Here is a 24034-nt window from a genome sequence, read left to right as displayed (position 1 = left end):
AGAGGAATTCACACCCCCACCCCCTTTAATCTCGGGGGGCTACGGTGACTCAAGTTCATCTTTTCCCTGTACCCCTTGAAGCGGCAAGGCGGCTCATGCGGACTCAGCTTCATCCGCTACAACTTCGAACTCACCGTTTACGGCTCCGCACCACGGAAGCTGTGCTTGTCTGCTCCGGCTCAGCCCAACAATTCCGGGCGCGGCGACACGGCATTCAGGGGCAAACTGACGAAGAAGGTTGCGCCGACGCCTACCTCGCCCTCGGCCCAGACCCGCCCGCCGTGACGGGCCACGATGCGTCCCACGTTGGCTAAGCCGATGCCGACGCCCTCGAATTCTTGTTGGCTGTGCAGGCGTTGAAACACCCCGAACAGCTTGCCCGCATACTTCGGATCAAAGCCCACGCCGTTGTCCCGCACCCACACCACCACTTCGTTTCCGCGCTGTTCGCCGCTGACCTCAATGTGCGCCACTGGCCGGGTAGACGTGTATTTGACGGCGTTGGACAGAAGGTTGATCAGGGCGAATTTGAGCAATTGTGGATCGCCCGACACCACTGGAAGCGTGCCGATGTGCCACTCGATCTGGCGCGTGCCCACTTCGGGTTCCAGCACCACCTGTATTTCACCGATCAGGGCGCTGAGGTTCACGGCGGTGGCCCGCAGCGGCTCCCGCGAAAGGCGGGCAAAGGCCAGCAGTTCGTCGATCAGGGTATTCATGTGCTGCGCCGACGTTTCTACTTGGGTTAGTAGCCGCTGCTCACGCGCCCCCAGCTTTTCTTCGGCCCCCCGGCGCAGCAGTCCGGCAAAGCCCAACACATGCCTGACCGGGGCGCGGAGATCGTGCGAAACGCTGTGATTGAAGGCGTCGAGTTCGGCGTTGGCGGCCCTCAGTTCCTCGGTATTCTGGGCCACCCGCCGCTCCAGTTCCTCATTCCAAGCCCGCAACCGGAGTTCGGCCTGCCGCAAGTCGGTCACGTCGCTGTGCAGCCCCACCCATTCCTTGATCTGGCCTCCGTCGTCCAGCAGCGGCACGGCCCGCACCAAAAAGTGACGGTAGGTGCCGTCTTTGACCTGTACGCGCTGCTCGACCTCGTATTTGCTCCGCAGGCGCAGGGCGTCGTGCCACGCCTCTACCGCATGGGCGCGGTCTTCTTCGTGCAGGCGCACCGACCAACCGTAGCCCCGGTATTCCGCAGGCGTTTGGCCGGTCAGGGCGGCCCAACCGGGCTGTTCTCCGATCATTTCGCCCTCAGCAGAGTTTGTCCACACATACTGATCGGTGGCTTCGGTCAGGGCGCGGTAGCGGGCTTCGCTGGCCTGTGCCGCCTGAAGCAGCGCCGCATTGTCGAGGGCCAACGCCGCCCGCCGCGCCAGTTCCTGTGCAAACTGGAGGTCGTCTGGCCCAAAGTAGCCCGGCGTACTGGACATCAAACTCAAGATGCCCAGTGTTTGGCCCCGCACCTTCAGCGGCAGCAGCATCAGCGAGCGGATGGGGGCGGCTTGCATCATTTTCTGCACAGCGGCGTTGTCAGCTTGGGCGGGAAGCAGGGCCGAAACGTCATCCAGCACAGAAAAAAGTCTGGCTTCTGCGCTGCGGAAGACCTGCGCCACCAAACCAGTCCCGTCGATGCGTACAGGCACTTGCCGACGAAGGTTCCGCACTTGCTCGGCCAACTCTGGATCGTGGTGGGCGACGGCTGTCAGCGCCAGCATCCCTTGCCCATCGTCGAGCGCGACGCTGCACCAATCGGCTAAGGTGGGCACCACCAATGAAGTCAGCCGGTCGAGCACGGCGCTGGGACTTAGGGCAGTCGTCAACTGTTCGCTGGCTTGGGCCAACAGACCGCTGCGTTTGGCCGCTTGCTGCGCGGCCTCTACGGCCTGTGCCCGCTCTAGAGCAATGGCGCACTGGTTGGCGAGGGTTTCCAAAAAAGCCCGTTCTTCGTCTAAAAAAGCGTGGTCATGGTCAAAACTCAGGCCCAAGACGCCCAACGTGCGCTGGCCCGCGATCAGGGGCAAGACCGCCGTGCTGCGGGTGGCGCTCTGACGGGGCAAATCCGGGTAGAACTTCCGGTAGGTCTGCTGATCCAAAAACAGCGGGGCGGCGTTGCGGGCACTCTCGGTCAGCGGCAGCGCCAACTGAAGGTCAAGGTCTGTCCACTTGGGCAGCATCTCGCCGTACCCGCTGGCCCCCAATTGATGAAGGCGCTGGCCTGCCGTGTCCAGCACGTACACCACGGCTCCATACGCCCCCACCGCCTGCCGCCCCGCCTGCATCACCACGCGCACCACATCGGCAGAATCGACGATAGCCACCAGTGCGGAACTCACTTCGGATAAAGCCTGCCGACGTGCGGCGACCAGTCCCGCCGCTTGCTCATCTGTCCAAGTCAGGGTCAGCAGATCGCCCACCGCCACCACGCTGGCCCGGACAGGTTCGCCGGTGCCTGCGTCCAGCCACAGCAGCGGCCCCGGCTGCACCGTATTCGTCTGAACACTGCTCACTGGCCCAGAAACAACGTCCCACAGCCAGCGCCCTACCAGCGATTCGGCAGAATATCGCAGCGCATGGGCCGCTGGCAGGTTGGCGTGCAGCAGCAGTCCCGCCCGGTTCAGCAAGATCAAGGGCGTTGGCAGAGCGTCACTCAGGGTGACCAGATCAGGTGGAAGCAGCGGCGTGGATGAGGTCATCATCATCGAGTCGAGTCAGTGTAGAGGCTGAAACATTTGAGAAATGGGGTGAAAAATAAAATGAAGGTTTGATATTGAAGGTTGGGAGGCTCTGTAGCAGAGGGAGGTTCTCACAGATCAGGAGTGCGGCTCGCGGCTTTGGGAGGCGGGGAGTGCTTGCTCCTCCTGCCTGCCGAGTGATTCCTGCGCTCCTGATTCCTGCGCCAGCAACCGCTCCAAGCTGCCGCGCCAATTCCGTTTGAGGAGGGTGCGGGCCGCCTTCCACTGGTTTCCGCGCACCGCCTCCACCAGCAGGGCGTGTTCGGCCAATGACCGTTCCGAACGTGCCTCATGGTCAAAGTAGGCCAGTTCCACTCGGCGTAGTTTGACTTTCAGTTGGGCCAACGTGTCGGCTAGGGCACGGTTGCCCGCCAGTTCTATCCACACGCCGTGAAAGGCGTCATCGGCGGCCAGCGCCCCCGCAGCGTCGCGAGCCGCCAGTGCCGCCGACAACGTGGCATTGGCCTGTTCCAAGTGCCTGACCGCTTCCGGCCCCAAATGCGGTGCGGCCCGGTCAAGCGCCAGCAGTTCCAAACTTTCAATCACGGGATACAACTCGGCGGCACGCGAAATGTCCAGCGGCGCGACGCGAGTCCAGCGGTTCATGGCCGTTTCTACAAATCCCTCGTCTTCCAGACGGCGCAGGGCTTCCCGAACCGGCGTCCGGCTCAGGCCGAGTTGCGCGGCGATGTCTTGGTCGCGCAGCACTTCCCCCGGCGAGAGCGTGCCCAACACGATCCAGTCTCGCAGCCGCGCATACACCTCGTCGCGTGCCAGCAGGCGGGGCACTTTGGGGCTTTCGGGGAGGGGCATAGACAATCAGACTATCAATTCGTGCGGTGATATGTAATATATCACTATGACTCTCGCTGCAGATTCAGCCCCCGACTGGTCAAGCCTGCTGACCGAGCTTGTCCGTATTCCGTCTGTGAATCCAGACCTTGTACCGGGCGGAGAAGGTGAGGTGCAGATGGCCCAACACATCGCCGAATGGGCGCATCTGCACGGCCTAGAGTCGCACTGGATCGAACCGGTTGCCGGGCGGCCAAGCGTGGTGGTGGCGCGGGGCAGTGGCGGTGGGCGCTCGCTGATGCTGAACGGGCATTTGGACACGGTGGGGGTGGCGGGGATGGCCGACCCCTACGCGGCCCGACGAGAGGACGGCAAGTTGTATGGGCGCGGCGCATTCGATATGAAAGGCGGGTTGGCGGCCTGCTTGTGGGCAGCGGCACAGGCCAAAGCACGCGGCCTCCTCGGTGACGTGATCGTGACCTGCGTGGCCGACGAAGAAGTTGCCAGCCTCGGGATGCAAGCAGTGTTGGCCCACTGGCACGCCGACGCTGCCATCGTGACCGAACCAACGGGCTTAGATGTCTGTACGGCCCACAAGGGCTTCGTGTGGCTGGAAGTCACTGTGTATGGCCGCGCCGCGCATGGCAGCCGCCCCACCCTTGGGCGCGACGCGATTGCCAAAGCTGGGGCAGTGTTGACGGGCATTGCAGAGCTAGACCAACGCTTACGGGCAGGCAAAGGCCATCCGCTGCTGGGCACAGGCTCGGTGCATGTGTCGCTGATTCGCGGCGGGCAGGAGATGAGCAGTTATCCGGAGTCCTGCACCATCGGCATAGAACGGCGCACCGTGCCGGGAGAAACGCTGGAAGGTGTGGTAGGGGAAATTCAAGCGATTCTGGATGCAGCCCTGCAAGGCGGCGCAAACCAAATTAACGTAGACCGGGCCAATACAGACCAAAGTGGCACAGCCGAGCCGCATTCCGGTTTCCGGGCCGAGCAGCGCGTGACCTTGGTGCGCGACCCCTTCGAGGTGCCCCAAGACGCCGAAATCGTGAAGCTGGTGCAGCGCGAGGCCGAACGCGAAACCGGGCAACCGCGCCGCCTCTACGGAGACACGCCTTGGATGGACGCCGCTTTTCTGAGTGCGGCGGGCATTCCCACCGTCGTCTTTGGCGCGGGCGGTGGCGGTGCCCACGCGCTTGAAGAATGGGCCGATCTGGAGAGCGTGAAGCAGTGTGCCGAGGTGCTGCTGGCCGTCGCAACCGCATTTTGCGGTCAGGAGGAAGGCGCATGACTTCGCCCCTCTCCTCTCCCCCTCTCTTCCCTACTCCACCGTCCCGCGTGTATTTCCACCCGGCTCCCGAACAGTTTCCAGCCGCCCCCCAAAATCCAGAATTGGCCGCCTTTCACCGCCGGTTGCCCGGTTACGCGCCTACCCCGCTGGTGCCTGCTCCTGCTGCCGCTGCCGCGCTCGGCGTGCGCTCGGTGTGGGTCAAAGACGAATCGAGCCGACTGGGCCTGCCCGCCTACAAAATCTTGGGGGCATCATGGGCCACTTACCGCGCCCTGCAAGCTCATTTTAGGCAACAGTTAAAGTCAATCTCCCACTGGCACAGCATTGCCGAGTTGGCTGGGCAGATGCGGGCTGACCTGCCCCTGACACTGGTGGCCGCCACCGACGGCAATCATGGCCGGGCGGTGGCACGGATGGCCCGCTGGCTCGGTTTGGGCGCACATATTCTGGTTCCTGCCGATATGGTGGGGGCCAGAAGGCAGGCCGTCGTGTCGGAGGGAGCGCGGCTGACGGTCATCGACGGCACTTACGACGAAGCGGTAGAAGCGGCGGCCCGGTTGGCTGGCCCGCGCGATCTGGTCATCAGCGACACCGCGTGGGAGGGCTACGAGCAGATTCCAGCTTGGGTCATCGAAGGGTACGCCACCATTTTTCAGGAAATTGACGACCAACTTGGTGCGCTGGGCGAGGGTCAACCTGACCTTGTATCGGTTCAGATGGGCGTGGGCGCGTTGGCGTCGGCGGTGGTGCAACGTTACCGTGCAGAAGGCCAGCACACACAGGTCGTGGGGGCCGAACCGTTGCGGGCCGCCTGCGTGTTGCAGTCGGTAGAAGCAGGACATTTGGTAGATGTGCCGGGGCCGCACGATTCGGTCATGGCGGGCCTCAATTGTGGGCGGCCCTCGCCCGTCGCGTGGCCGTTCGTGTCGCGGGGCATCGGCGCGTTCGTGGCGGTGGCCGATGCGCGGGCCGAAGAAGCCATGCGCTTACTGGCCCTCGACGGCGTGGTATCGGGCGAAAGCGGAGCCGCTGGGCTGGCAGGCCTGCTCGATCTGCTGACCGGGCCACACGCCCCAGAAGCCCGCGCCCATCTGGGCCTCACTGCCTCCAGCACGGTGTTGTTGCTCTCCACTGAGGGGGCCACTGACCCAGAGGCTTACGCCCGAATCGTGGGGAGAACTTGAAGTTTGGTGCAACCCAAAAGACTCCACGCGACGCCCCAATCTGAACTCAGCGATCTGAACTCGGCCTTAAAGGGTCTGCCATTATTTTGACACTTGGGGGTGGGCAGAATACGGCTTCCGAATCACCCTAGACCACTCCCCTGACGGTGAGTCGGTTCTTTGGAGGTTGTATGTTTGGAAACCCAAGCTCTACACGTCTGACGCCGCTGCTTCTCCCTGCATTGCTGCCCGCGCTGTTGGCTTCCTGCTCGCCTGCCATGATGTCTATGGGCAGCCCGATGATGAATGCTAGCCCCGATGCCAGCACCGTTGACGGCCTCTTTTTGCAGGCCGTGACGGGCAGCAACCTTTTTGAGATTCAGTCTTCGCAGGCCATCTTGACCAAATCCAACTCGGCGGCAGTAAAAGCTTACGCCCAGCGAATGATCGACCACCACACGGCGGCGCAGGCCCAAGTGGTCACGGTAGCGGCCCCACGTGGCGTAACTGTGCCTCCCATGCTGCCACCCGATCTGCAACTTGAGGTCACGGCCCTCAATGAATTGCCAGCTTCAGCTCCGGTGGATCAGGCCTACTTGAAGGAGCAGGTCTTGGGACATCAACTGGCCCTCAGCATTTTGCAAAACCAGCAGACGGCGGGGAAAGACGCAGGCGTGACGGCCCTCGCCACCGATCAGGTTCCGGTGGTGACTCAGCACTTGCAGGAAGCCCAAGCCCTGCTTGCCAGCACCACAGCGCCCGCTACGCCTGCACCCGCCACACCCTAAGCAGCGTTCGTTGCCCTTCCACTGCTCCTTTCAGCCCGATTAAAGCTGAGAGGAGTTGCTGTATTGCCTCTCCACAATCCCATCAGCCGCCTCCAACTTCACCTGTAGCTGCAGCCACGACTGCGTACAGCGGATCGCCCCTCCGTCCGGTTCGCGGGCTGCAATCCAGCATCTCGATCCCTGTAAATCCGCCTGCCTGCCGCAAAAACTCGGTCACCAACGTGAGGTGGCCCGCGTCGTCGAGTGTGTGCCAGACCTGCACCGCTTTGGTGGGAAAACAGCGGTTGGAAAAGGTGATGACAGTAGGCGCACCCAGCTTCAGCACGCGGGCCACCTCTCGCAGCACTTCTACAGGCTGGGTCAGGTAATCGATAGAAACGCAGATGCCGCAGCCGTCGAAAGTCGCGTCGTCATACGGCAAGACGGGGTGTTCGTTCAGGTTTTGAACCGTGAACCCGGTCAGGCGAGGATTGGCGGCGAGTTCCTGACGGTTCATGCCCAGCCCCTCTACCCGGCCATACTCCACGTCTGGGGGCAAGTGACTGACCCAAGAACTCATCAGGTCGAGAATGGCCCCGCCCGCCGGGAAATACTGACGGTAGAGCGTGGTCACGGCAGCAATCGCGCCGTCATCGATGTGCGTCACAAACCGGGGCTGGGCATAAAACGCTTCGTCGCGGGTCTCATCCACGCGGCGAAAGGCGTGGGCAGGCAGCTTGGGACGCGGGGAGGACATCCCCTATGGTGAAACACGGCAGCGGGCAGCACTGCGGGGAGTGTTCCAATACGGCACTGTTTCAATAGGGGCCGCTGCAAGGCCCTCTCAAGCAATCTCCGCTTAATGAGACTCGTTATTCTCCATTAGACCTCTTGCGAAAGTCATGGGCTCAGCTGGCAGCGTGGAGCGAGACCGTCTGACACGCACGCTGAAGATGAATCGCAAGCAGTTTCGTCGACGCACCGGGGTCTACCCAGCAACTTTTGCCGAGATGGAAGAGGTACTGACCCTCCGCGAAGGCACGCCATCACCACACACAAGGCGACGCGGGCGTCGCCCCTCTCTGCCGACCAGCGTCAGGAACATCGCCTGCTGGCGCAGACCCGGCAGGGCATTGAACGTGTCATCCGTCGCATGAGGATCTTTCGCGTGCTGGGGGGCGTATACCGACATCGGCGGCGTCGGTTGGCGCTCCGGGTTCAGCTGATCGCCGCACTCTGTAACCATACCCGCGCACGTCCCGCCTGACTTTCGCAAGAGGTGTAGTGTTAGAGAAGAGCGCCCGAACCGGCCAGATCTGCGTAGCGGCCTGAGGGGGCCTAAAACTGAGCTTGGCTGACTGGTTCGGGCTGGCCTGATGTCCCATTCTGATCAGGAATGGGCGTCAGGCGTAAGACATAAAAACTGACTCACCCTCAAGTTCCGGGCGCTCAAGTTATCAACATCATTGATCGGTTTTAAGGCTGCTTTCCAGCTCAGCGCGGCTTACAGGCTGTCCCGGCAATGATGAGGTGGTGACCCGGAGACCATCAATAAAGACGTGGGCCGCACGCTCCATTGCCAACGTAGGCTCGGGAAGATTGGGTAGGCCTTGGGCTAGCAGGGCCCCGAACACGATGATATCGGTGGCGTTGACATCCTGGCGCAGCGTGCCTGCCCGTTGACCCACCTGAAGAATCTGGTCGAGTTCCGAACTGATGGCCAGTCGGAGCCCGAGATCAATCTTGCTCGCTGTCACCGGCGCGCCATGCAGGGGAAGCACCAGGGACTGGCGGTGAGCAATAGTGCCGACCAAAAAATGACGCAGCGCCAAGAAGGGATCCACCTCAGCGGCGCGGGACGCCTGAGCCAGCCGCAAAACCGCCTGATAGGCGCGGTGACTGAGTGCCGAAAACAGCGCTGTGCGGTCTGGAAAATGGCGGTAGAGGGTGCCGATTCCCACCCCTGCATTCTGGGCAATCCGCTGCATGGTGACGCGGGATCCCTCTGCCGTAAAGGTTGCGGCAGCAGACATCAGTAACAATTCCCGGTTGCGTTGAGCGTCAGCCCGCTGGTGGGGAGATAGGGCCACTTGATCCATAGCGGATTCAAGCACATTCACTGTTTCGTTAAAAAAGCTCAACGGCACGATAAACGGATGATATCATCCGTTTCTAAAACCATGTCCACGTGTTGGTGGATAAGGAGTGGGTATGCCCAGTATCTTTGCCCCGTTCGATCTTCGCGGCCTGACGCCCACCACAATTGTGGTCATTTCATCCCCGAGAAACAGCCCGATGAGGGCGTAAGGCAGGTGATGACGATGCTCAAGCAGCGCCCTTGAAGTGCAGGAAGTCAGCAAAATTCCTCATGTCATCTCACTTCGTTCCTGGAGGTACCCCATGACTCAGCCAGCCGGCACCCCACTCCCCGCCGACGACCTCAGCCGACCACTCACTGTCGCCCGTCCAGAAACCGATCAACGCTTGGAACACCTCGCGGTGGTCGGTGACACCTACACCATTGTGGTGGACGGTCAGCAGACCAATGGCCGCTACACTTTGATCGACATGTTGATTCCACCGGGCGGTGGACCGCCCCCGCACCGTCACGACTTCGAGGAGATGTTCAGCATTCTGGAAGGTGAGGTCACCCTGACCTTCCGGGGTGAGACCGTGATGGCCGGGGCGGGCACCACAGTGAATATCCCGGCCAACGCGCCCCACCAATTCCAGAACAAGAGTGCAGGCCTGGTGCGGCTGCTGTGCCTGTGTGTCCCGGCGGGCCAAGAAGACATGTTCAGAGAAGTCGGGGTGCCGGTGGCGACCCGCACCACGCCCGCACCGACCATGAGTGACGCGGAGCAGCAGGCTTTCAAGGAAAAATCGATGGCGCTGGCGGCCCGCTATCACACCGAGCTTCTCCAGCACGCTTGAGGACAGGGGAAGGTCCTTGGGCCCTCCCCCCTGCGCCTCTTCAGATCAGGAGGATTGATGATTCTTGTTACCTCAGCCAGTGGCCATGTTGGTACAGCTATCGTCGCGGCGCTGATACAGGCAGGATTGCCTGTCCGCGCCTTCGTCCACAGTGAACAAGGCAAGGCGCAACTCAACGCTGTGGGCGTCCAAGACATTGTTGTGGGTGACTTGCTTGACCCCATCTCACTCGGTGCGGCCTTCCAGGGCATTACCCAGGTCTTTCACATTGGCCCGCCGGAGCATCCCCGTGAACTGGCTATCGGCCAAGCCATGACTGACCTCGCTCAGGAGCACGGCGTCTCTCAGTTTGTGTATTTCTCAGTGCTTCAGCCGTTTATCTCGTCCTTGCGGCATCATTGGAACAAGCTGCTGACCCAGGAATACTTGGTGGATTCAGGTGTGCCGTACACTGTTTTGCACCCGACCATGTTCATGCAAAGTCCGCAGCGGGCCATTCAGAGCGGCGTTATGGCTGCCCCGTATTCGCCGGATCAACCTATGTCGGTGGTGGCTCTAGACGACGTGGCCGAAGTCGCAGTCAAGGTACTGAGCGAAAAGAGTCATTTGCGGGCTAGCTACGATCTGGTGGGCGGCGAACCGCTCAGTGTGCGGCAGATGGCCGAGATTGTCAGCAAGGTTGTGGGGAAACCGATTGAGGTGCAGCAGGTTGTCCTGGAAACGGTCACCGCCCGGATGCCGCGGAGCACCCCAGTAGAGGCTTACGGCTCAGATTCGTTGGAGCGGATGTTCCTGTACTATTCGCGGCATGGGTTGACTGGCAGCGCCAACGTCCTGGGCTGGGTGCTGGGCCGCCCACCGACGAGTTATGAGGCGTTTGTACGCAAGAATCTGGGCCATTGAGCGCCGCTGGAGCAGCAAAACGTGATGCAGGGTGGCATCCAACTCTAGTCACCCGCTGCCCTAAAAAGAAAGCTGTGCTGACGCCTTGACGGAGCGGCGTGAGCCAGCGGATCCAGCAGATGCGAAGATCGCAGCACCGCAACTCCGCAGCTGACCCGGTGTGAATGACTTCTGGGACATCGTGTTCACCCAACAGCCGGGTCAGGAAGGTGTTCGCGGCCTCGATCTCTCGGTGGCGCGGAAGAAAGATGCCCTGCACCAAGCCGTGCTCGTCCACTGCCCGCCATCACCAGTGTCGGACGCCATCCACCGTCGTGCAGGCATCAACCAGATGCCAGCGGGAACCCCGGCGGGGTTCCCGCTGACGCAGTTCTTCAGCGAACAGAGGCCCGAAGTTCATGCACCATTCGCGCAGTGTTTTGTGGCTGACCTGTTGGGCCGCGCTGGTGAAGCAATTCCTGCACGTCACGGTCACTGAGGGGGAACGGTGATACAGCTAAACGGCGTGCTGAATGACCAAGGTGAGAAAGCGGTGGCGGTAGGCTTTGGTATCAGTCACGGCGGGTCAGCCTACCCTGAGCCAGTTAAGGCAACACAACCCTTACTGCTGGATGTCCGAATGCCGCAGTTAGACGGGTTGGAGGTACTTCAGGCGCTGCGTGCCGAGGGCAATGCTGTGGCCGTCGTGTTGCTGAGCACTTTCAGTGAGGCGGCCACGGCGCTGGCAGGCCTGCGGCTGGGGGCCTACAGCTACCTGCTCAAAGATGTCGAGTTTGCAGTGCTGACCGAGACTCTCCACGCGGCCGTCAAGGGAGACCGGACCATCCACAGCGCCTTGCCCAGGCATTTTCTTCCAGTGGATCAAGCCAACCCACAGCCAGAATTAACCCTCCGCGAACTGGAGGTCTTGCGGCTCATGGCAGGGGGACACTCCAATAAACAGGTGGCGCGGGCCCTGCATCTGCAAGAGGGCACCGTCAAAAATCATGTGTCAAGTCTTCTGTCCAAGTTGGAGAGGCAAGATCGGCTGCAAGCGGTGCTGCGGGCCTTGGATCTGGGCCTGCTGGGAAGATGGGGCACCACGTGCTGCTCCTCTCTGACTTATTGGTACTCCGTTGAGTTGTCTTGGTGATCCCAGAAACACGTTGTTTTTCGCGGCGTGGTTTGGTCGACCTCAGCGACGGACACGGCCTCTGGCTCGTTCATCAGGCTCTGGTAGTCCGTTGACTCCGAAGAAGAATGCCCTTCTGGACGGCATCTACGTGACATAGAGCGAGAGGGGCTGCCCCTGTGCCACAGACCTAAGCAACGCGAGCAGTGTCTTGGGTGGTTCAGCTGTGGTGAAGGCACGCCACGCTCGCCAAATCCAGACGAAGGGCTCCAAATAACAACGGACGCGACGCAAAGCGGCACTCCAAGTCGGCGGCTGTTCAGCCGCCACTGAGGGTGGGTGATCGTCGTGCGGCCCTATCGTGGGATCTTCATCTATCGGCTGTGACGCTTCCCAATACAAGAGACAGAACGCGACACAGACGAGGTTCCAATGGCGTCACAGGGCCAGGTCGGAGCGTGCTTGACAGTGTGTCCAGCCCAAATGCTGCTTGACCTCGCGGTAGGCCTGCTCAATTCGAGGCCGCCGGGCATAAAGCAAAGCGATCTCCAACAGCGTCGCTGGCGGCGTCTTGGCATGCCACACCATGGTGTCTTGTTCATCGGTACGGAGATTAGAAATCAGGTCTTCCGTGCGGTCTTCTGGCAACGCCACCGGATCCGGCGTGACCACAATCAGCCGAAAGGTCTGGTGCGGCCCAAAGGGGCCGCCCTGAAGCTCAGCGACCCATTTGATTTCTTGATGCCCATCGGCATACGTGCGCACGAGAGGTTGCCAGGCCTCTGGCGCTGCGTGCAGCGCCAGTTCCAGGGCACTCCCTGGCTGGTCTGCGGTATGCCACCACGTGTGGGATGCGGGCAGGGCTTACACGAAGGGAATGTGTTGACGGATCAGGTGGGTCTGGAAGACCTCGTTCCGTCCGTAGAAGCTCTCCGCAACCACTGCTCGATACGGCTAATCGACCCGGACAGCGTCAATCAGGTCAATGGCCAGTTGGGGCTTGGTGTTGAACGCGGGATCATTCGTCTTGCGTTCAACATGATGGGCTGGTGTATACGGCACAAATTTGAGGGGAACATATGCATTTGGCGTGTCATACAGCACATGGACGGTCACGATGCCCGAGTCGACCTTGCCCAAACTTCCCGAAGACTGCCGACCCACATGCGCGGTGTGCGTGCCGTATTTCCGGTCGCCTGTCTCGTCAATCACCAGCACCGCGCCGTCACACGGCGCAGTGCTGGCAAGGGTTCTCAGCATGGCTAACCGCATGTCATTGAACCCTTCCGGATCCCAAGTACTTTCAGATAAAAACCACTGAACACGCTGTGCGTCTTTGTGTCGGCTGCCCGGTTGGCCCGGTTCAGTATGCGCGAGTCCCGTCGCCGTGTTGTGACGTTCCGTTCCCAAGAGAGGACCTTGCAGATACGTTCGAAACGTGGCCTGCTGTGTGGGACGCGTAAACGCCGCGTTGAACAGCTGGCAATACTGCTCCAACGGTTCAGGAATGAGCTGTTGGGTGTCCATTCCCTAGCTTGCACCCATTCTATGAGTCAGCGGAGCACCAGTAGTTTGGCATGATCGGTAAGTAAGCCGAAGCTGCCTTCCATCCTCAAGAGACTCAGGCGAGCTGAACACGTTTTTGACCTTCGTTGAAGCCCTTTTGAGATCACAGGCCCGCAGGCAACTGCCAATCTATGGGCGCAATGTTCACTTCTTCCAGCGCCGCATTCACCCTAGAGAAGGGCCGCGTGCCGGTAAAGTGGGCCACGCTCAGCGGCGAGGGATGCCCGGACTGAATAGTCACATGCTGCGGCCCGGTGATCAGCCGCGCCTTTTTGCGGGCATACGCGCCCCACAGGACGAATACTACCCGCTCCGGCTTGGCATTCACCACCCGGATGACTGCGTCAGTGAGCGGTTCCCAGCCCATTCCGGCATGGCTGTTCGGTTGCCCTGCCCGCACCGTCAGCACCGCGTTGAGCAGCAAGACGCCCTGCTGCGCCCAAGCACTCAGGTCTCCGTGCTGAGGCGGAAGAACGTCCGGCACATCGGTGTGCAACTCCTTAAAAATATTGTGCAGGCTGGGCGGAATCCGTACTCCGGGCTGCACGCTGAACGACAATCCGTGCGCTTGTCCGGCTCCGTGATAGGGGTCTTGCCCCAGAATCAAGACCTTGACCTGTTCCAGCGGCGTCCAGCGCAGGGCATTGAACACGTCCGGGGCGGGCGGATAGACCCGGTGCGTGCGGCGCTCCTCTATCAAGAAGTCCTTGAGCTGGTGAAACGAGGGCGCAGCGAACTCGGGGGCGAGGGCTTCCCGCCAAGACTCCGGCAAACCGGCGGGCACGATGGGAGGTGCAGTGGCCGTTTTCCCCCCGAACAAGCTGGGTTGTCCGGCCATGTCCAGCACCGCCTGCGTGCGCCGAACTGGCTTCTCCGGCAGCCCGTTTGCCCGCCGTTCGGCCCGCATCACCGCCTTTTTGCGGCTGCCGTGCAACTCGTACACGCGCCGGGCTTCTTCCTGAAAAAACCCCGTTTGGCGCGCCGCCATGATCTTGGCTTTGGCTGCCCGCATGGCCCGCTCGGCGTCTACGATGGGGGCCGGGTACTTCAGGCGGCCCGCGCCACTCCACGTCCACGGCGCGTGAATGAAGTCAGTGGGCACTTCTGCCAGTTCCGGTACCCAGCGCCGGATAAATTCCCCAGTGGGGTCTTGATCGCGGGCCTGCTTGGTGGGGTTATAAATTCGCACCTGATTGATCCCCACCGTGCTGCTCTGCATCTGTACCTGTGCCCAGTGGATGCCCGGTTCGTTGTCGAGCCAGTGGTGGGCCAAATATTCGCCCGGCACGCGCCAGTGCAGCCACAGCAGTTGGCTGGAAAACGAGATGGTCATGGCCCGCATCCGGAAGTTCAGCCAGCCCGTTTCATTCAGCATCCGCATGCAGGCGTCTTGCAGAGGATACCCGGTCTGTCCGGCGGCCCAGCGGTCAAACGAGTCCCGAGCCCCCTGCGGACGCAGGTCATCGAAAGCCCGGTTGAGGTTGCGAAATTCCATGTCCGGTTCAGTCTCTAGGCGCTGCATAAAATGACAGTGCCAATGCAGGCGGCTCTCGAAGGAGCGCAGAGACCGCACCCAGCTCGGGTCAGCCTCTGGATCGCCCTTGACTGCCGCCAGCCGTTGCCGAGTCGCCTGCACCACCTCGCGCAAACTGACCGTTCCGAACGCGAGGGGTGCACTCAGCCGCGAGCAACTCGCCTCGGCGGTCAGGGGACTGCTCATTTCGCGCATGTAGTCCACACCGCGAACAGCCAAAAAGCTGTCGAGGGTGCGCTTGGCGGCGGGCCGTCCACCGGGAGGCAAGGATTTGTGATTGGGGGCCACCCGTGCGTCGGCAGGCTCTAACAAACCAACAGAAGGCACGGAGACCGCCGGAAGCTGCACAGGGGGTTTGAGAGGAGAAGCGCCCATTCGTTCTTCCCACAGCGCGGCCCACCCGTCTCGGCTGTGCAGGCGGCGAACCACTCCGTTTTGCGGCAACTCGGTGAAGGGAATGCCCCCAGCGCGGCACCATGCACGGACGCGGCGATCACGGGCGTAGCTGACGCCGTTTCCGGTCTCCTCATGCGCCCAGAGTGCTGCAATCCCAGTCTCGGCGTGCAGCGCGCTCAGCACCTCCACTGCTTCTCCCGCGCGGCAGACCAGAGGTGTTCCCAACGCCTGCAAAGCGCCGCCAAGTTCAGTCAGGCAGTCGTTGAGGTACTGAAGGTGATGGCCGCCGAATTCGGGGTGCTGAAGCTGCTCGGGTTCGTAGATGTACAGCGGCAACACCGGGCCACGCGCCGCCGCTTCAAGGAGGGGCAGATGATCGTGAACGCGCAGGTCTTTTTTGAACCAAACCACCTGCAAGGGCGCGTGGACGGGGGGCACAGGGCCACTGTAGAGTGCGGGCACGGCAGCAAATGGATGATGAATTAGAGAGAAACGGGGGGGCTTCACAGGGAGGGGGATAAAGTTAAATGGGGTGCGGGAAATACCAATTCCCATCGTCTGTTGCAGCACCGAAACCCACCAAGAACAACAGGGGCAGGAAGAAACTGGGTTGAGCCAAGAGATGGGGCGGAGTGAAGGAGAAGCGAAGGCTTACCACGCCAACCAAGACCTCGAAATCAAGGCAGCCATGGCAAAACGAGCGTTGACGGCCAGCGTTAGCCTCCGGCAGCCACTTGCGCCCCAGTTTCGCGCCGGGCCAACCAGACCGCCAGCCAGAGCAGCAGCACGCACAGAACGGCAATCAGCACGAACAGGCTGTGCGGCGACACGGCAAAAATAGCCCCAGCGATGGCCGCAGCCGGAATAGAACACAGCAAGGTCAGCGTTTGCACGGCGGAAAACAGGTCAGCGGTTCCGTCTTTGGGCAGGCGGCCAAACAGGGCAGCGTCGCGGTACGTTTGCGTCAGGAATGTGCTTCCGACCAAAAGGCCCACCACCGCCAACATAACCGCCACATTGCCCGCTGGAACCAGCAACAGCAGCGCCGCGCCCACCAATCCCAGCGTGCGCGTCACCACCAGCGTGCGGGCAATGGGCAGGCCCGATAACCTCGGCAGGCCGACCCAGTACAGCAGCACCGTTACCAACGCCCCGACGAACGGCACGAACGAAAGCGTGTTGGGCGAGAAGTGCAGCGTCTCTTGCAAAAACAGGATTTGAAATAAGCTGAGTTGCTCGATGAACACGGTCAGCAGGTAAAAGGCAGTCATTCCGAGCAGGCCGGGATGCCCCCGCAGGCCCCTCACCATCGTCAGGGCGTGCCGCAAGCTGTCCACCAGACCCAAGTCGCGGTGCTGCTGCATGGCCGCTACGCCGCTCTTGGTCTCCTCGGTGATGGCGTTGCGCCACAGAAACATAATGGTCATGCCGACGCCGCCCAAAGCGTAAAAGCCCCGCATAGTGTCGGTGACGCCGTACCGCGAGATCGCCAGCCCTACCAGGGGAGTCAGCAACCCGCACACGGTCACGATCAGGTTGATGATGCCAAACACCCGCGCCCGCTGACGTTCCTCTACATCTTCGATCAGCAGCAGACTCCACGACACCGCCACGACCCGCCCACTGGCGCTCAGGGCAGCGGCCACAGCAAAGGCGGCAAAGCTGTGCGCGGTGGCCCACACGAACATGGGAATCGTCCAAGAAATCAGGTCACCGATCAGGGTAGTGCGTTTGCGGCCTACCCGGTTGGTAATGGGCGCGGCCACCGATTGAAACAAAAACGAGAGGGCCAATGTGACGGAACCCAGTAGCCCGATTTGCGTGCTGGACAGCCCCACACTCCGCATGTACAGCGGCGCGTAATAGAGCACGACGGTGCCGAACACGGCCCACAGCGGCTCCATCAAAATAGAGTTGCGGGCATTTCGGGGAAGCTCCACGAGCGCAGGCAGTTGCAGACCTCTAGCCACGCTTGCCCCACTGCGGCAAGGCAAGTCTCGCGCCGAGGTCAATCCAAGACCTACCGAGCATCATGGCTGCGGCAACAAGAGGGGCAACGGGAGGGGAAGGAATTCTCAAACATCTCCCGCCTACTATGCCCAATTCTGACCCAGCATGCCGATACTTTGGCGGTGGACTGATTGCACGTACGACCAGATTCCGCCTTGATACAACACCTGTCTTTTCATTGATCTGATCTTCAGACTGTCCTGCAACAGTGGTCAATCCTACCGTTGCCTGTCTCAGTGGAAGGCAATTTGTGAGCCATGACCACTTCCAACTCGGTGTACCAAGCGACTGCCTCGGCCCACGGAGGACGTGCAGGACACGTAGACAGTGAAGACCAGCAACTCAACGTTCGCCTGAGTGTTCCTCAAGCCTTGGGCGGCAAGGGCGGCGTGGGCACCAACCCGGAGCAGTTGTTTGCGGGGGCACTGGCCGCCTCGTTCGAAAGCGCGATGGGCACAGTCGCCCGCACCGAATCCTACGAAGAATTTGGCGTGATGCAGGTGATGGCGACGGTAGGGCTCTCGGCCAACGGGGACGCGCACGACTTGACGGTGGCACTGGACATCACCCTGCCGGGCCTCAGCCGCGAACAGGCTCAACATCTGGTAGACCGGGGAGCTGAAATCTGCGCCTACACGCGGGCGCTCCGGGGCCAAGTGGAAATTGATTACCGCCTGCACGACGCGGAGTGACGAGCTAAGTCGCGCTGAAGCGACAACGCTATGGAAAAGCTTCTGTAAGCCTCTTAGCAGGCTTTGGAGACAGTCTATGGACTCCGAGCCGGGTGCAGGAGTGGGCGCATGGCTACGGCCCCCAGAAGCGGCCCTACGGCCAACATGATGAAGGCTGCGGGCCAGCCCCATGCACCCACCAACACCGGGACTAGGGCAATGCTCGCGGCAGTCAGGGAGAATCCAAGAGCCAGTTGCGCCGTGAGGGCCGTGCCCACGTAGGCGGGGTCGGCCAGTTCACTGGCCAACGTAGAAAACTGCGCCGAATCGGCGATGATCCAAAAGCCCCACACCAAGCTGACGGCCAACAGCAGCGGCGTTCCTGCTCCGGCCCACACCAGTGCGGCCAGTACCAGGGCGCAACCGCCCGACAACGTCATTGACAAGACCGTGAGCCGGGGGCGGCCCCAGCGGTCTCCCAGAATGCCGCCCACACCGCAGCCAATCGCTCCAACGCCCACAACGGCGAAGGTAGCGAAGGCCGCACCCCGCAGAGGATCAGGCCAATCGCGGCTTGCCAGCAGTTGACTAAAAAACGTCGCATACCAAGCCCACAGGGCGTACAGCTCCCACATGTGACCTAGATAACCGAGGGTAACCCGGCTCAGGTTTGGCCCAGTCAGCAGACGCCATGCCTGCGCGGGCTGGAGGGGGGCCGCAGAAGCCGCGAACGGGCCGCTGCGAACTTGTGAGGCGATCACTCCACCCAGCACCGCCAGCAGGCTTGTGGCGACGATCACGGCCTGCCAGTTGGCTCCACCCACACTATTGACGCTCAACCCGTTGACCAAGTGGGGCAAGGCCGAGCCGAGGGTCAACGCGCCCACCATGACGCCCAGAGCCAACCCCCGGCCTGTGCGGAACCAACCCGACATGGCCTTCAAAGCTGGAGGGTAGACCAACGCCAGCGCCGCACCGGTCAGCGCCCGCAGCAGCATGGCGAGCGTGGGCGTCCCGGTCACCAACAATCCCAAATTGGCTGCCCCAGCCAACAGCGCCCCAATCAGTATCAGCCGCTGAGGAGTGATCCGATCCGCCAAATTGAACGCCGCACTGAGGACAGCTCCCACCACAAATCCCAGCTGCACAGCCAGCGTGAGCCACGCCGCCGCGCCGGCTGTGAGCATCCAGAGCGCCCGAAAGTGAGGCAAAACAGCCGCCGCAGAAAACCAAGGTGACATGGAGAGGAAAACGGCGCTGGCGAGCCATGTCAGCGCCGACCAGCGACCCGGAGCGGCGTCTGGGAGGGCGATTGGGGTCATACGCTCAAGATAGGACGTGGCGAGGCTTCAGCAGAAATCAATTTCAGATGCACTAATCGCTTGTGGTGACAGTTGGAAGAAGACCCGCTCCCCGTGCGCTCCACAGCAACACCGTTTTGGCAGGCTCGGCTTCGTGCTTGAGGCCCGCCAACTCTTGGGCCGAAACCAAGCCGTGCAGGTACAGTTCAGCAACCGTATCCTTGAGGTTTTCGGGCAACGTCACTTTTTTCAGCATGAATGCGGCAGTGTGAACGGAGCGTTCTTCCTGCTCATCCAGCTCGGGTTCGGGCTGCACCCGGCTGGGGAGCGCCTGAGTCACATTCGGAACATCTTCGATGAGCTGGTACTTGAGTGGATTTCGCAAAATATCGACCAACAACCCGCTGAGGCTTTTGGCCTGATAGCCCGCCACCAAAAGGGCGTCGTAGCGTTTTACAGCCTCCATCACGGCTTCTAGGCCGTACTCGGCAGCGTATTTGAGGGCGGCCCCCTGAGTGATTCGGCGGCTGGTGAGGGCTGCCACAGCTTCTGGACGCGCAGGCGGCTGCAACGTGCGTGCAAACACGTACTGGATATCTTGATCTTTGCCGCGTCCGATGTAGCCCACGTCGGCCAAAAACCCGCATTCGATCAGTTGCTGGTGGGGCGTTTGCAGCGCCCGCCGGATGGTGTCCGGACGGCCATTGATGCCGAGGCGCTCGGCCCAAGGCAGCAGCGCCGTCTGGTAGGCCAGTTGCTCTGGTCGGTCTACTGGGTTTTTCTCGTCCTCGAGCTTGCGGTACAGCGTACGCGTCAGCGGTTGGGTCAAATTCCGTAAAATGTTCAGGTCGACGGGCCGGATGTAGCCCAGCCGGATGCTGCGGGCCAAATCAGGGTCGAGCGTCACCTGAAACAGCGCCTCGGCATTCACGGATTCATCCCCAAAACTGGAAGGCGCACGCCGCCGCTCGATCACTTTCCAGTTTTGCACCAAGCTGGTGCTCAGCGACTGGTAGGTCTCCTCTTTGCGGTCATACCAACTGTCTGTGATGGTAAAAGTGCTGTTTCTCAGGCGAGTCAGACTGGGCTTGACGACGGCGTAACTGTGACCGCCGATGGGCAAGGCTGCGTAGACCAACAGCTGATAGGCCGTGACCCGGAACGTGTTGTCTGAGGGCAATCCCGCGCCGATGTAGGCATTGGTCAAGCCGAACAGGATGTCGTTGTCGATGCCGTGCGGAACAACGTCGTTGGCACTGGCGAGGCAACTGACATGCACCGTGATGCCCAAATGGTCTGCCGAAGACCAAGAGCGTGTCCACGAGGTCAGCGTGTCCGGAACGCGGGAGGCGGCCAGCACCAGAGAAAGCCTGTTCAGGTTGCGTTCTTCACTGCTGGAGCTGGACAGAACGGTTTCCTGAATGGCCTGCTTTGGTAAAGCGGCTTTACGTGGCACGCCTCATGGTAACGGCTGAATGTTGTTTTGGCCCACAGGTCTGCTGGAGAACCCAAGAGGCCGGCCGAAGACTCATTGAGCGATTTTTCGCGCTTTGTTGTTGATCAATCTTTTTACTTCTTACTGATAAAAGATTTAAAAGATTGTTTAAAAAATTGAATGATCAATCATCAAGGCGGCAGTTTTTTCGCCGTGTGGGACGCAGTTTGAAACCCCAACTCCACAAGTCCGCAATAGCAACTCCACAAGTCCGCAATAGCAAACGCCCCAAAACTCCACAAGTCCGCAATACCCCCTGCCCAGAACTCCACAAGTCCGCAATAGCAGTTCCACAAGTCCGCAATAGGGCAATGACCCAAACTCCACAAGTCCGCAACAGCTAAATTGGCCAATTCCACAAGTCCGCAATAGGGTAGGCCCCCTCAACTCCACAAGTCCGCAATAGCAAGAACGGCCAATTCCACAAGTCCGCAATAGCAAGAACGCCCAATTCCACAAGTCCGCAATAGCTAAATTGGTCTAGACGACCACCGAGAGCGGTGCAAAATTTTAGGGGAAGAAGAAGAATTCTGAGGTATTGGGGCAGTGTGCGGGCGTTCATTTATCAACGCGGTATCTTGAATACCCTATGAGCCACCCGGTAAGCCGAGTTGAGAGCCAGCGCACCATCGACCTGAATGCCGACGCGGGCGAGTCGTTCAGCGCGTGGCAGATGGGCGACGACGAGGCGCTGTTTCCCCTCCTCAGCAGCGTAAATATTGCGTGTGGCTTTCATGCTGGAGACCCCCTGACCATGCAGGCAACTGTTGCGCGGGCGGGGCGGTATGGGCTCGGCATCGGCGCACATCCGGGCTATCCCGACTTGGCGGGTTTCGGGCGGCGCGTCTTGGAGGCCACGCCCGATCAGGTGTATGCCGATGTGCTGTACCAAATTTCGGCGCTGGGCGGCATGTGCCGGGCGGCGGGCGTCCCTCTGCGCCACGTCAAGGCTCACGGCGCACTCTCCACCCGCGCTTGGACGCATGCTCCCACCGCCGCCGCCATTGCACAGGCCACCCGCGACACCGACCCCGCGCTGCCCCTGCTGGTGTTGCCCGCCACCCTGCTGGAAACCGAAGCCCGCGCCCTTGGCGTGCCAGTCGTCCTCGAAACCTTTCCTGAACGTGCTTATCTGCAAGATGGCCGCCTCGCGCCGCGCTCTTTGCCGGGATCGAGCATTCATGACCCGCAGGAGGCCGCCCGCCGCGCCGTGATGATGGTCACAGAAGGCCGCATAGAGGCGCTGGACGGTGGATTCTTTGAATTTACGGCAGACAGCCTGTGTATTCACGGAGATAACCCGGCAGCTGTGCAGATCGCGGGGGCTATCCGCGCCGCGCTGGAGCAAGAAGGAATCACGATTAAAGCGTTTGCCCTGCCGGAAGCGCAGGCATGAGCACCAGCCTACTGGGAGAGTGACGGTCATGCAGCGGTTGAAAGGCTTCTACGTGCAGTTCTGTACCGAACTGGATAGACGACAAAACGTGCGTCTACACGCTCTGCACCGCCGTCTGCAGCAAGATTTGATAGAGGGCATCACCGACTTGTATCCGGGCTACGTGAATCTGTACGTAGAGTTCGACGCTGCCGTGCTTGACCGGGAAACGGTACGCGGCTGGGTTACCCATCACCTGAAGGCCATGCCAGAGCGAGAGCTGACCACCGATGTACCGGGCCGCAGCCTAGAGATTCCTGTGCGCTACGACGGTGAAGATTTAGAGGAAGTGGCCGCCCACACAGGCCTGAGCGCCGCCGAAGTGGTGCGGCTGCATTCGGCTCCCGCTTATCACGTATACGCGGTGGGTTTTACGCCCGGATTTCCGTTTTTGGGCGAGGTGACGCCTAGCTTGCGCTTGCCCCGCCGCAGTACGCCGCGTGCAGGCGTGCCCTTCAATGCCGTTGCCATTGCCGCCGCGCAAAGTTGCGTGTACGTGTTGCCGTCGCCGGGGGGCTGGCACCTGCTGGGCACGGCCCTGACCACCATCTATGACCCCAACCGCCCGCAGCCGTTTCTGATTTCGCCGGGCGATTCGGTGCGCTTTGTACCCGCTTACGGCGCTTCGCCGCCCCTGCCCGAAGTGCGCCCCCTGTGGCCTGCCGCGTCCCACCACCCTGCTCTGAGGGTCGTCAAGCCCGGTTTGCTGGACGTGCTGGTAGACGCAGGCCGTTTCCGGCAGGCGCACTACGGCTTGGCCCGTAGCGGCCCACTAGATGCGCGATCTGCAGACCTTGCCAACCGCTTGGCCGGAAATCTGCCCGGTACGCCACTGCTAGAACTGACTTTGCTCGGCCCCAAACTTCTAGCCCTGCAAGACGTGACGTTGGCGGTGGCGGGCTACGGCATGGTTCCGCGAGTCAATGGGCAAGCAACAGCAGCACAGGCCCGCTTTTTGCTGCGTGCAGGCCAAACGCTGGACTTTAAGCCTACCGATCAGGGCGCACGCAGTTATCTCGCGGTGGCGGGCGGCCTAGAAACCCAGCCGTTTCTGGGCAGCAGTAGCGTAGACCGCACCGGGCGAATTGGGCGGCCCCTACAAGCGGGCGATGTGCTGGGCTTGAGCGGTAGCGGGGTGGGCGACGTTCGAACTCTGCCACCCGGTAGGATTGAAGCCCTCTCCTCTCCCCCACCGCCCTCCCTGCCCAGTGAAGCCACGCTGCGCCTGTTGCCCGGCCCGCAGGCCAGTTTTGCCGCGCTGGTGGCTTTGGCTAGTGCGCCGTTCCGGGTCAGCAGCGGCGACCGCATGGGCATTCGCCTGTCGGGGCCAGAGGTTCCGGGCGGCCAAGTGATCAGCGAGGCCACACCGCACGGCGCGGTGCAGGTCACTCCTGCTGGGCAACCCATTTTGCTGTTGGCCGACCGGGGGCGCATCGGGGGCTACCACAAGCCCGCTGTCATCCATCCCGAAGACTTGCCGTTGGCGGCCCAGTTGCGGCCCAACCAACTTGTTCACCTGCGCCCGTATGTGTCTGGCCCGCCCGAAACTTGGGCACAGCGCTGGTTTTTGCAAGCTTAAAAGAGGGTGATTGACAAAAAAGTACAAGTGATGTGAGGAACAGTCCAAACGTTGTGCTTTGAGGCTAGCGGTGCAATCAAGCAGAATCATTGTGTTCGCCGCGTCCTGTGAAACGTGAGCGATAAGTTAAGAAGTGTTAGAGGCAAAACCAAAACTTTAAGCAGCGATATGACTGTCGAGGGGCTTTCTCCAATGATTGGGCTGAACTGCCCTACTGCCTTCACCTCTTCTCAGCAAGCTCATCCGGCTTATAATTAAACGACATAACAATTGTTGAGCTTGATCAGTCTAGAGGCCTAAGTATATCCTTGCTAAGCTTTGAGCCATGACGCCTCCAGCCCGATACCTGTC

Annotated in this window: 20 protein-coding genes and 1 pseudogene; 10 read left to right on the top strand and 11 right to left on the bottom strand. The window is 61.2% G+C overall.

The annotated features are described in order from the left end of the window. Positions 1-179 precede the first annotated feature (179 nt). Complete coding sequence (locus tag E7T06_RS10635) at positions 180-2696, bottom strand: GAF domain-containing protein (protein WP_168733477.1); 2517 nt, start codon at positions 2694-2696, stop codon at positions 180-182. A 114-nt stretch (positions 2697-2810) separates the two neighbouring features. Then, on the bottom strand, positions 2811-3545 hold the full coding sequence (locus E7T06_RS10630) for a GntR family transcriptional regulator (RefSeq protein ID WP_136365772.1): 735 nt from the start codon (positions 3543-3545) through the stop codon (positions 2811-2813). A gap of 46 nt (positions 3546-3591) precedes the next feature. Between E7T06_RS10630 and E7T06_RS10625 the strand changes: the two genes are divergently transcribed. The 3 genes from E7T06_RS10625 (at position 3592) to E7T06_RS10615 (ending at position 6769) form a co-directional block, all read left to right on the top strand. After that, on the top strand, positions 3592-4818 hold the full coding sequence (locus E7T06_RS10625; RefSeq protein WP_136365771.1) for an ArgE/DapE family deacylase: 1227 nt from the start codon (positions 3592-3594) through the stop codon (positions 4816-4818). After that, positions 4815-6002 (top strand): diaminopropionate ammonia-lyase, encoded by a 1188-nt coding sequence (locus tag E7T06_RS10620; protein WP_136365770.1) that lies wholly within the window; start codon positions 4815-4817, stop codon positions 6000-6002. Before E7T06_RS10625 ends, E7T06_RS10620 begins: the two co-directional genes overlap by 4 nt. A gap of 170 nt (positions 6003-6172) precedes the next feature. Next, positions 6173-6769: a DUF4142 domain-containing protein gene (locus E7T06_RS10615; protein WP_240740967.1), complete on the top strand. Its 597-nt coding sequence runs from the start codon at positions 6173-6175 to the stop codon at positions 6767-6769. A gap of 82 nt (positions 6770-6851) precedes the next feature. Here E7T06_RS10615 and E7T06_RS10610 read toward each other — a convergent pair whose 3' ends face one another. Then, the gene (locus E7T06_RS10610) at positions 6852-7505 is read right to left on the bottom strand and encodes a methyltransferase domain-containing protein (RefSeq protein ID WP_136365769.1); all 654 of its coding nucleotides are present in this window, start codon (positions 7503-7505) and stop codon (positions 6852-6854) included. Positions 7506-7793: 288 nt separating this feature from the next. Here E7T06_RS10610 and E7T06_RS10600 point away from each other — a divergent pair, with 288 nt between their 5' ends. Further along, complete coding sequence (locus tag E7T06_RS10600) at positions 7794-8015, top strand: transposase family protein (protein WP_240740968.1); 222 nt, start codon at positions 7794-7796, stop codon at positions 8013-8015. A 196-nt stretch (positions 8016-8211) separates the two neighbouring features. Here E7T06_RS10600 and E7T06_RS10595 read toward each other — a convergent pair whose 3' ends face one another. Beyond that, complete coding sequence (locus tag E7T06_RS10595; protein WP_168733476.1) at positions 8212-8781, bottom strand: TetR/AcrR family transcriptional regulator; 570 nt, start codon at positions 8779-8781, stop codon at positions 8212-8214. Between the two features lie 367 nt (positions 8782-9148). Between E7T06_RS10595 and E7T06_RS10590 the strand changes: the two genes are divergently transcribed. Together E7T06_RS10590 and E7T06_RS10585 are read left to right on the top strand one after the other, a co-directional pair. Next, positions 9149-9682: a cupin domain-containing protein gene (locus E7T06_RS10590; protein WP_136365767.1), complete on the top strand. Its 534-nt coding sequence runs from the start codon at positions 9149-9151 to the stop codon at positions 9680-9682. A gap of 57 nt (positions 9683-9739) precedes the next feature. After that, complete coding sequence (locus tag E7T06_RS10585; RefSeq protein WP_136365766.1) at positions 9740-10585, top strand: NmrA family NAD(P)-binding protein; 846 nt, start codon at positions 9740-9742, stop codon at positions 10583-10585. Positions 10586-10742: 157 nt separating this feature from the next. Here E7T06_RS10585 and E7T06_RS21755 read toward each other — a convergent pair. Next, positions 10743-11144 (bottom strand): annotated as a pseudogene (locus tag E7T06_RS21755) (DDE-type integrase/transposase/recombinase); the annotation flags it as partial. Here E7T06_RS21755 and E7T06_RS10575 point away from each other — a divergent pair. Next, positions 11091-11717 (top strand): response regulator transcription factor, encoded by a 627-nt coding sequence (locus E7T06_RS10575; RefSeq protein ID WP_346763199.1) that lies wholly within the window; start codon positions 11091-11093, stop codon positions 11715-11717. The pseudogene E7T06_RS21755 and the gene E7T06_RS10575 sit on opposite strands and share 54 nt — an antisense overlap. Before the next feature lie 417 nt (positions 11718-12134). Here the strand turns inward: E7T06_RS10575 and E7T06_RS10570 are convergent, their stop codons facing one another. The 4 genes from E7T06_RS10570 to E7T06_RS10555 all read right to left on the bottom strand — a co-directional run bounded on the left by E7T06_RS10570 (position 12135) and on the right by E7T06_RS10555 (position 17162). Then, positions 12135-12461 carry a transposase gene (locus E7T06_RS10570; RefSeq protein ID WP_136365763.1) on the bottom strand — a complete coding sequence of 109 codons (327 nt, stop codon included), beginning with the start codon at positions 12459-12461 and terminating at the stop codon, positions 12135-12137. A 189-nt stretch (positions 12462-12650) separates the two neighbouring features. Beyond that, positions 12651-13223 carry a transposase gene (locus E7T06_RS10565; RefSeq protein ID WP_136365762.1) on the bottom strand — a complete coding sequence of 191 codons (573 nt, stop codon included), beginning with the start codon at positions 13221-13223 and terminating at the stop codon, positions 12651-12653. A 142-nt stretch (positions 13224-13365) separates the two neighbouring features. Next, complete coding sequence (locus tag E7T06_RS10560; protein ID WP_136365761.1) at positions 13366-15630, bottom strand: uracil-DNA glycosylase; 2265 nt, start codon at positions 15628-15630, stop codon at positions 13366-13368. A 278-nt stretch (positions 15631-15908) separates the two neighbouring features. After that, on the bottom strand, positions 15909-17162 hold the full coding sequence (locus E7T06_RS10555; RefSeq protein WP_240740965.1) for an MFS transporter: 1254 nt from the start codon (positions 17160-17162) through the stop codon (positions 15909-15911). A 297-nt stretch (positions 17163-17459) separates the two neighbouring features. Here E7T06_RS10555 and E7T06_RS10550 point away from each other — a divergent pair, with 297 nt between their 5' ends. After that, the gene (locus tag E7T06_RS10550) at positions 17460-17894 is read left to right on the top strand and encodes an Ohr family peroxiredoxin (protein WP_136365760.1); all 435 of its coding nucleotides are present in this window, start codon (positions 17460-17462) and stop codon (positions 17892-17894) included. 74 nt (positions 17895-17968) lie between these two features. Here the strand turns inward: E7T06_RS10550 and E7T06_RS10545 are convergent, their stop codons facing one another. Both E7T06_RS10545 and E7T06_RS10540 read right to left on the bottom strand, forming a co-directional pair. Then, a complete protein-coding gene (locus E7T06_RS10545; RefSeq protein WP_136365759.1) occupies positions 17969-19195 on the bottom strand; it encodes an MFS transporter in 1227 nt (408 codons plus the stop codon). A gap of 52 nt (positions 19196-19247) precedes the next feature. Next, a complete protein-coding gene (locus E7T06_RS10540) occupies positions 19248-20630 on the bottom strand; it encodes a replication initiator protein A (protein ID WP_136365758.1) in 1383 nt (460 codons plus the stop codon). A 628-nt stretch (positions 20631-21258) separates the two neighbouring features. Between E7T06_RS10540 and E7T06_RS10535 the strand changes: the two genes are divergently transcribed. Further along, positions 21259-22065 (top strand): 5-oxoprolinase subunit PxpA, encoded by an 807-nt coding sequence (locus E7T06_RS10535; protein ID WP_136365757.1) that lies wholly within the window; start codon positions 21259-21261, stop codon positions 22063-22065. A 28-nt stretch (positions 22066-22093) separates the two neighbouring features. Further along, positions 22094-23683: a 5-oxoprolinase subunit PxpB gene (pxpB, locus tag E7T06_RS10530; protein WP_136365756.1), complete on the top strand. Its 1590-nt coding sequence runs from the start codon at positions 22094-22096 to the stop codon at positions 23681-23683. Positions 23684-24034: the final 351 nt, after the last annotated feature.

The organism is Deinococcus sp. Arct2-2 (assembly GCF_004801315.1).
Taxonomy (GTDB): Bacteria; Deinococcota; Deinococci; order Deinococcales; family Deinococcaceae; genus Deinococcus.
This window is presented reverse-complemented; position numbering and strand designations above follow the sequence as displayed.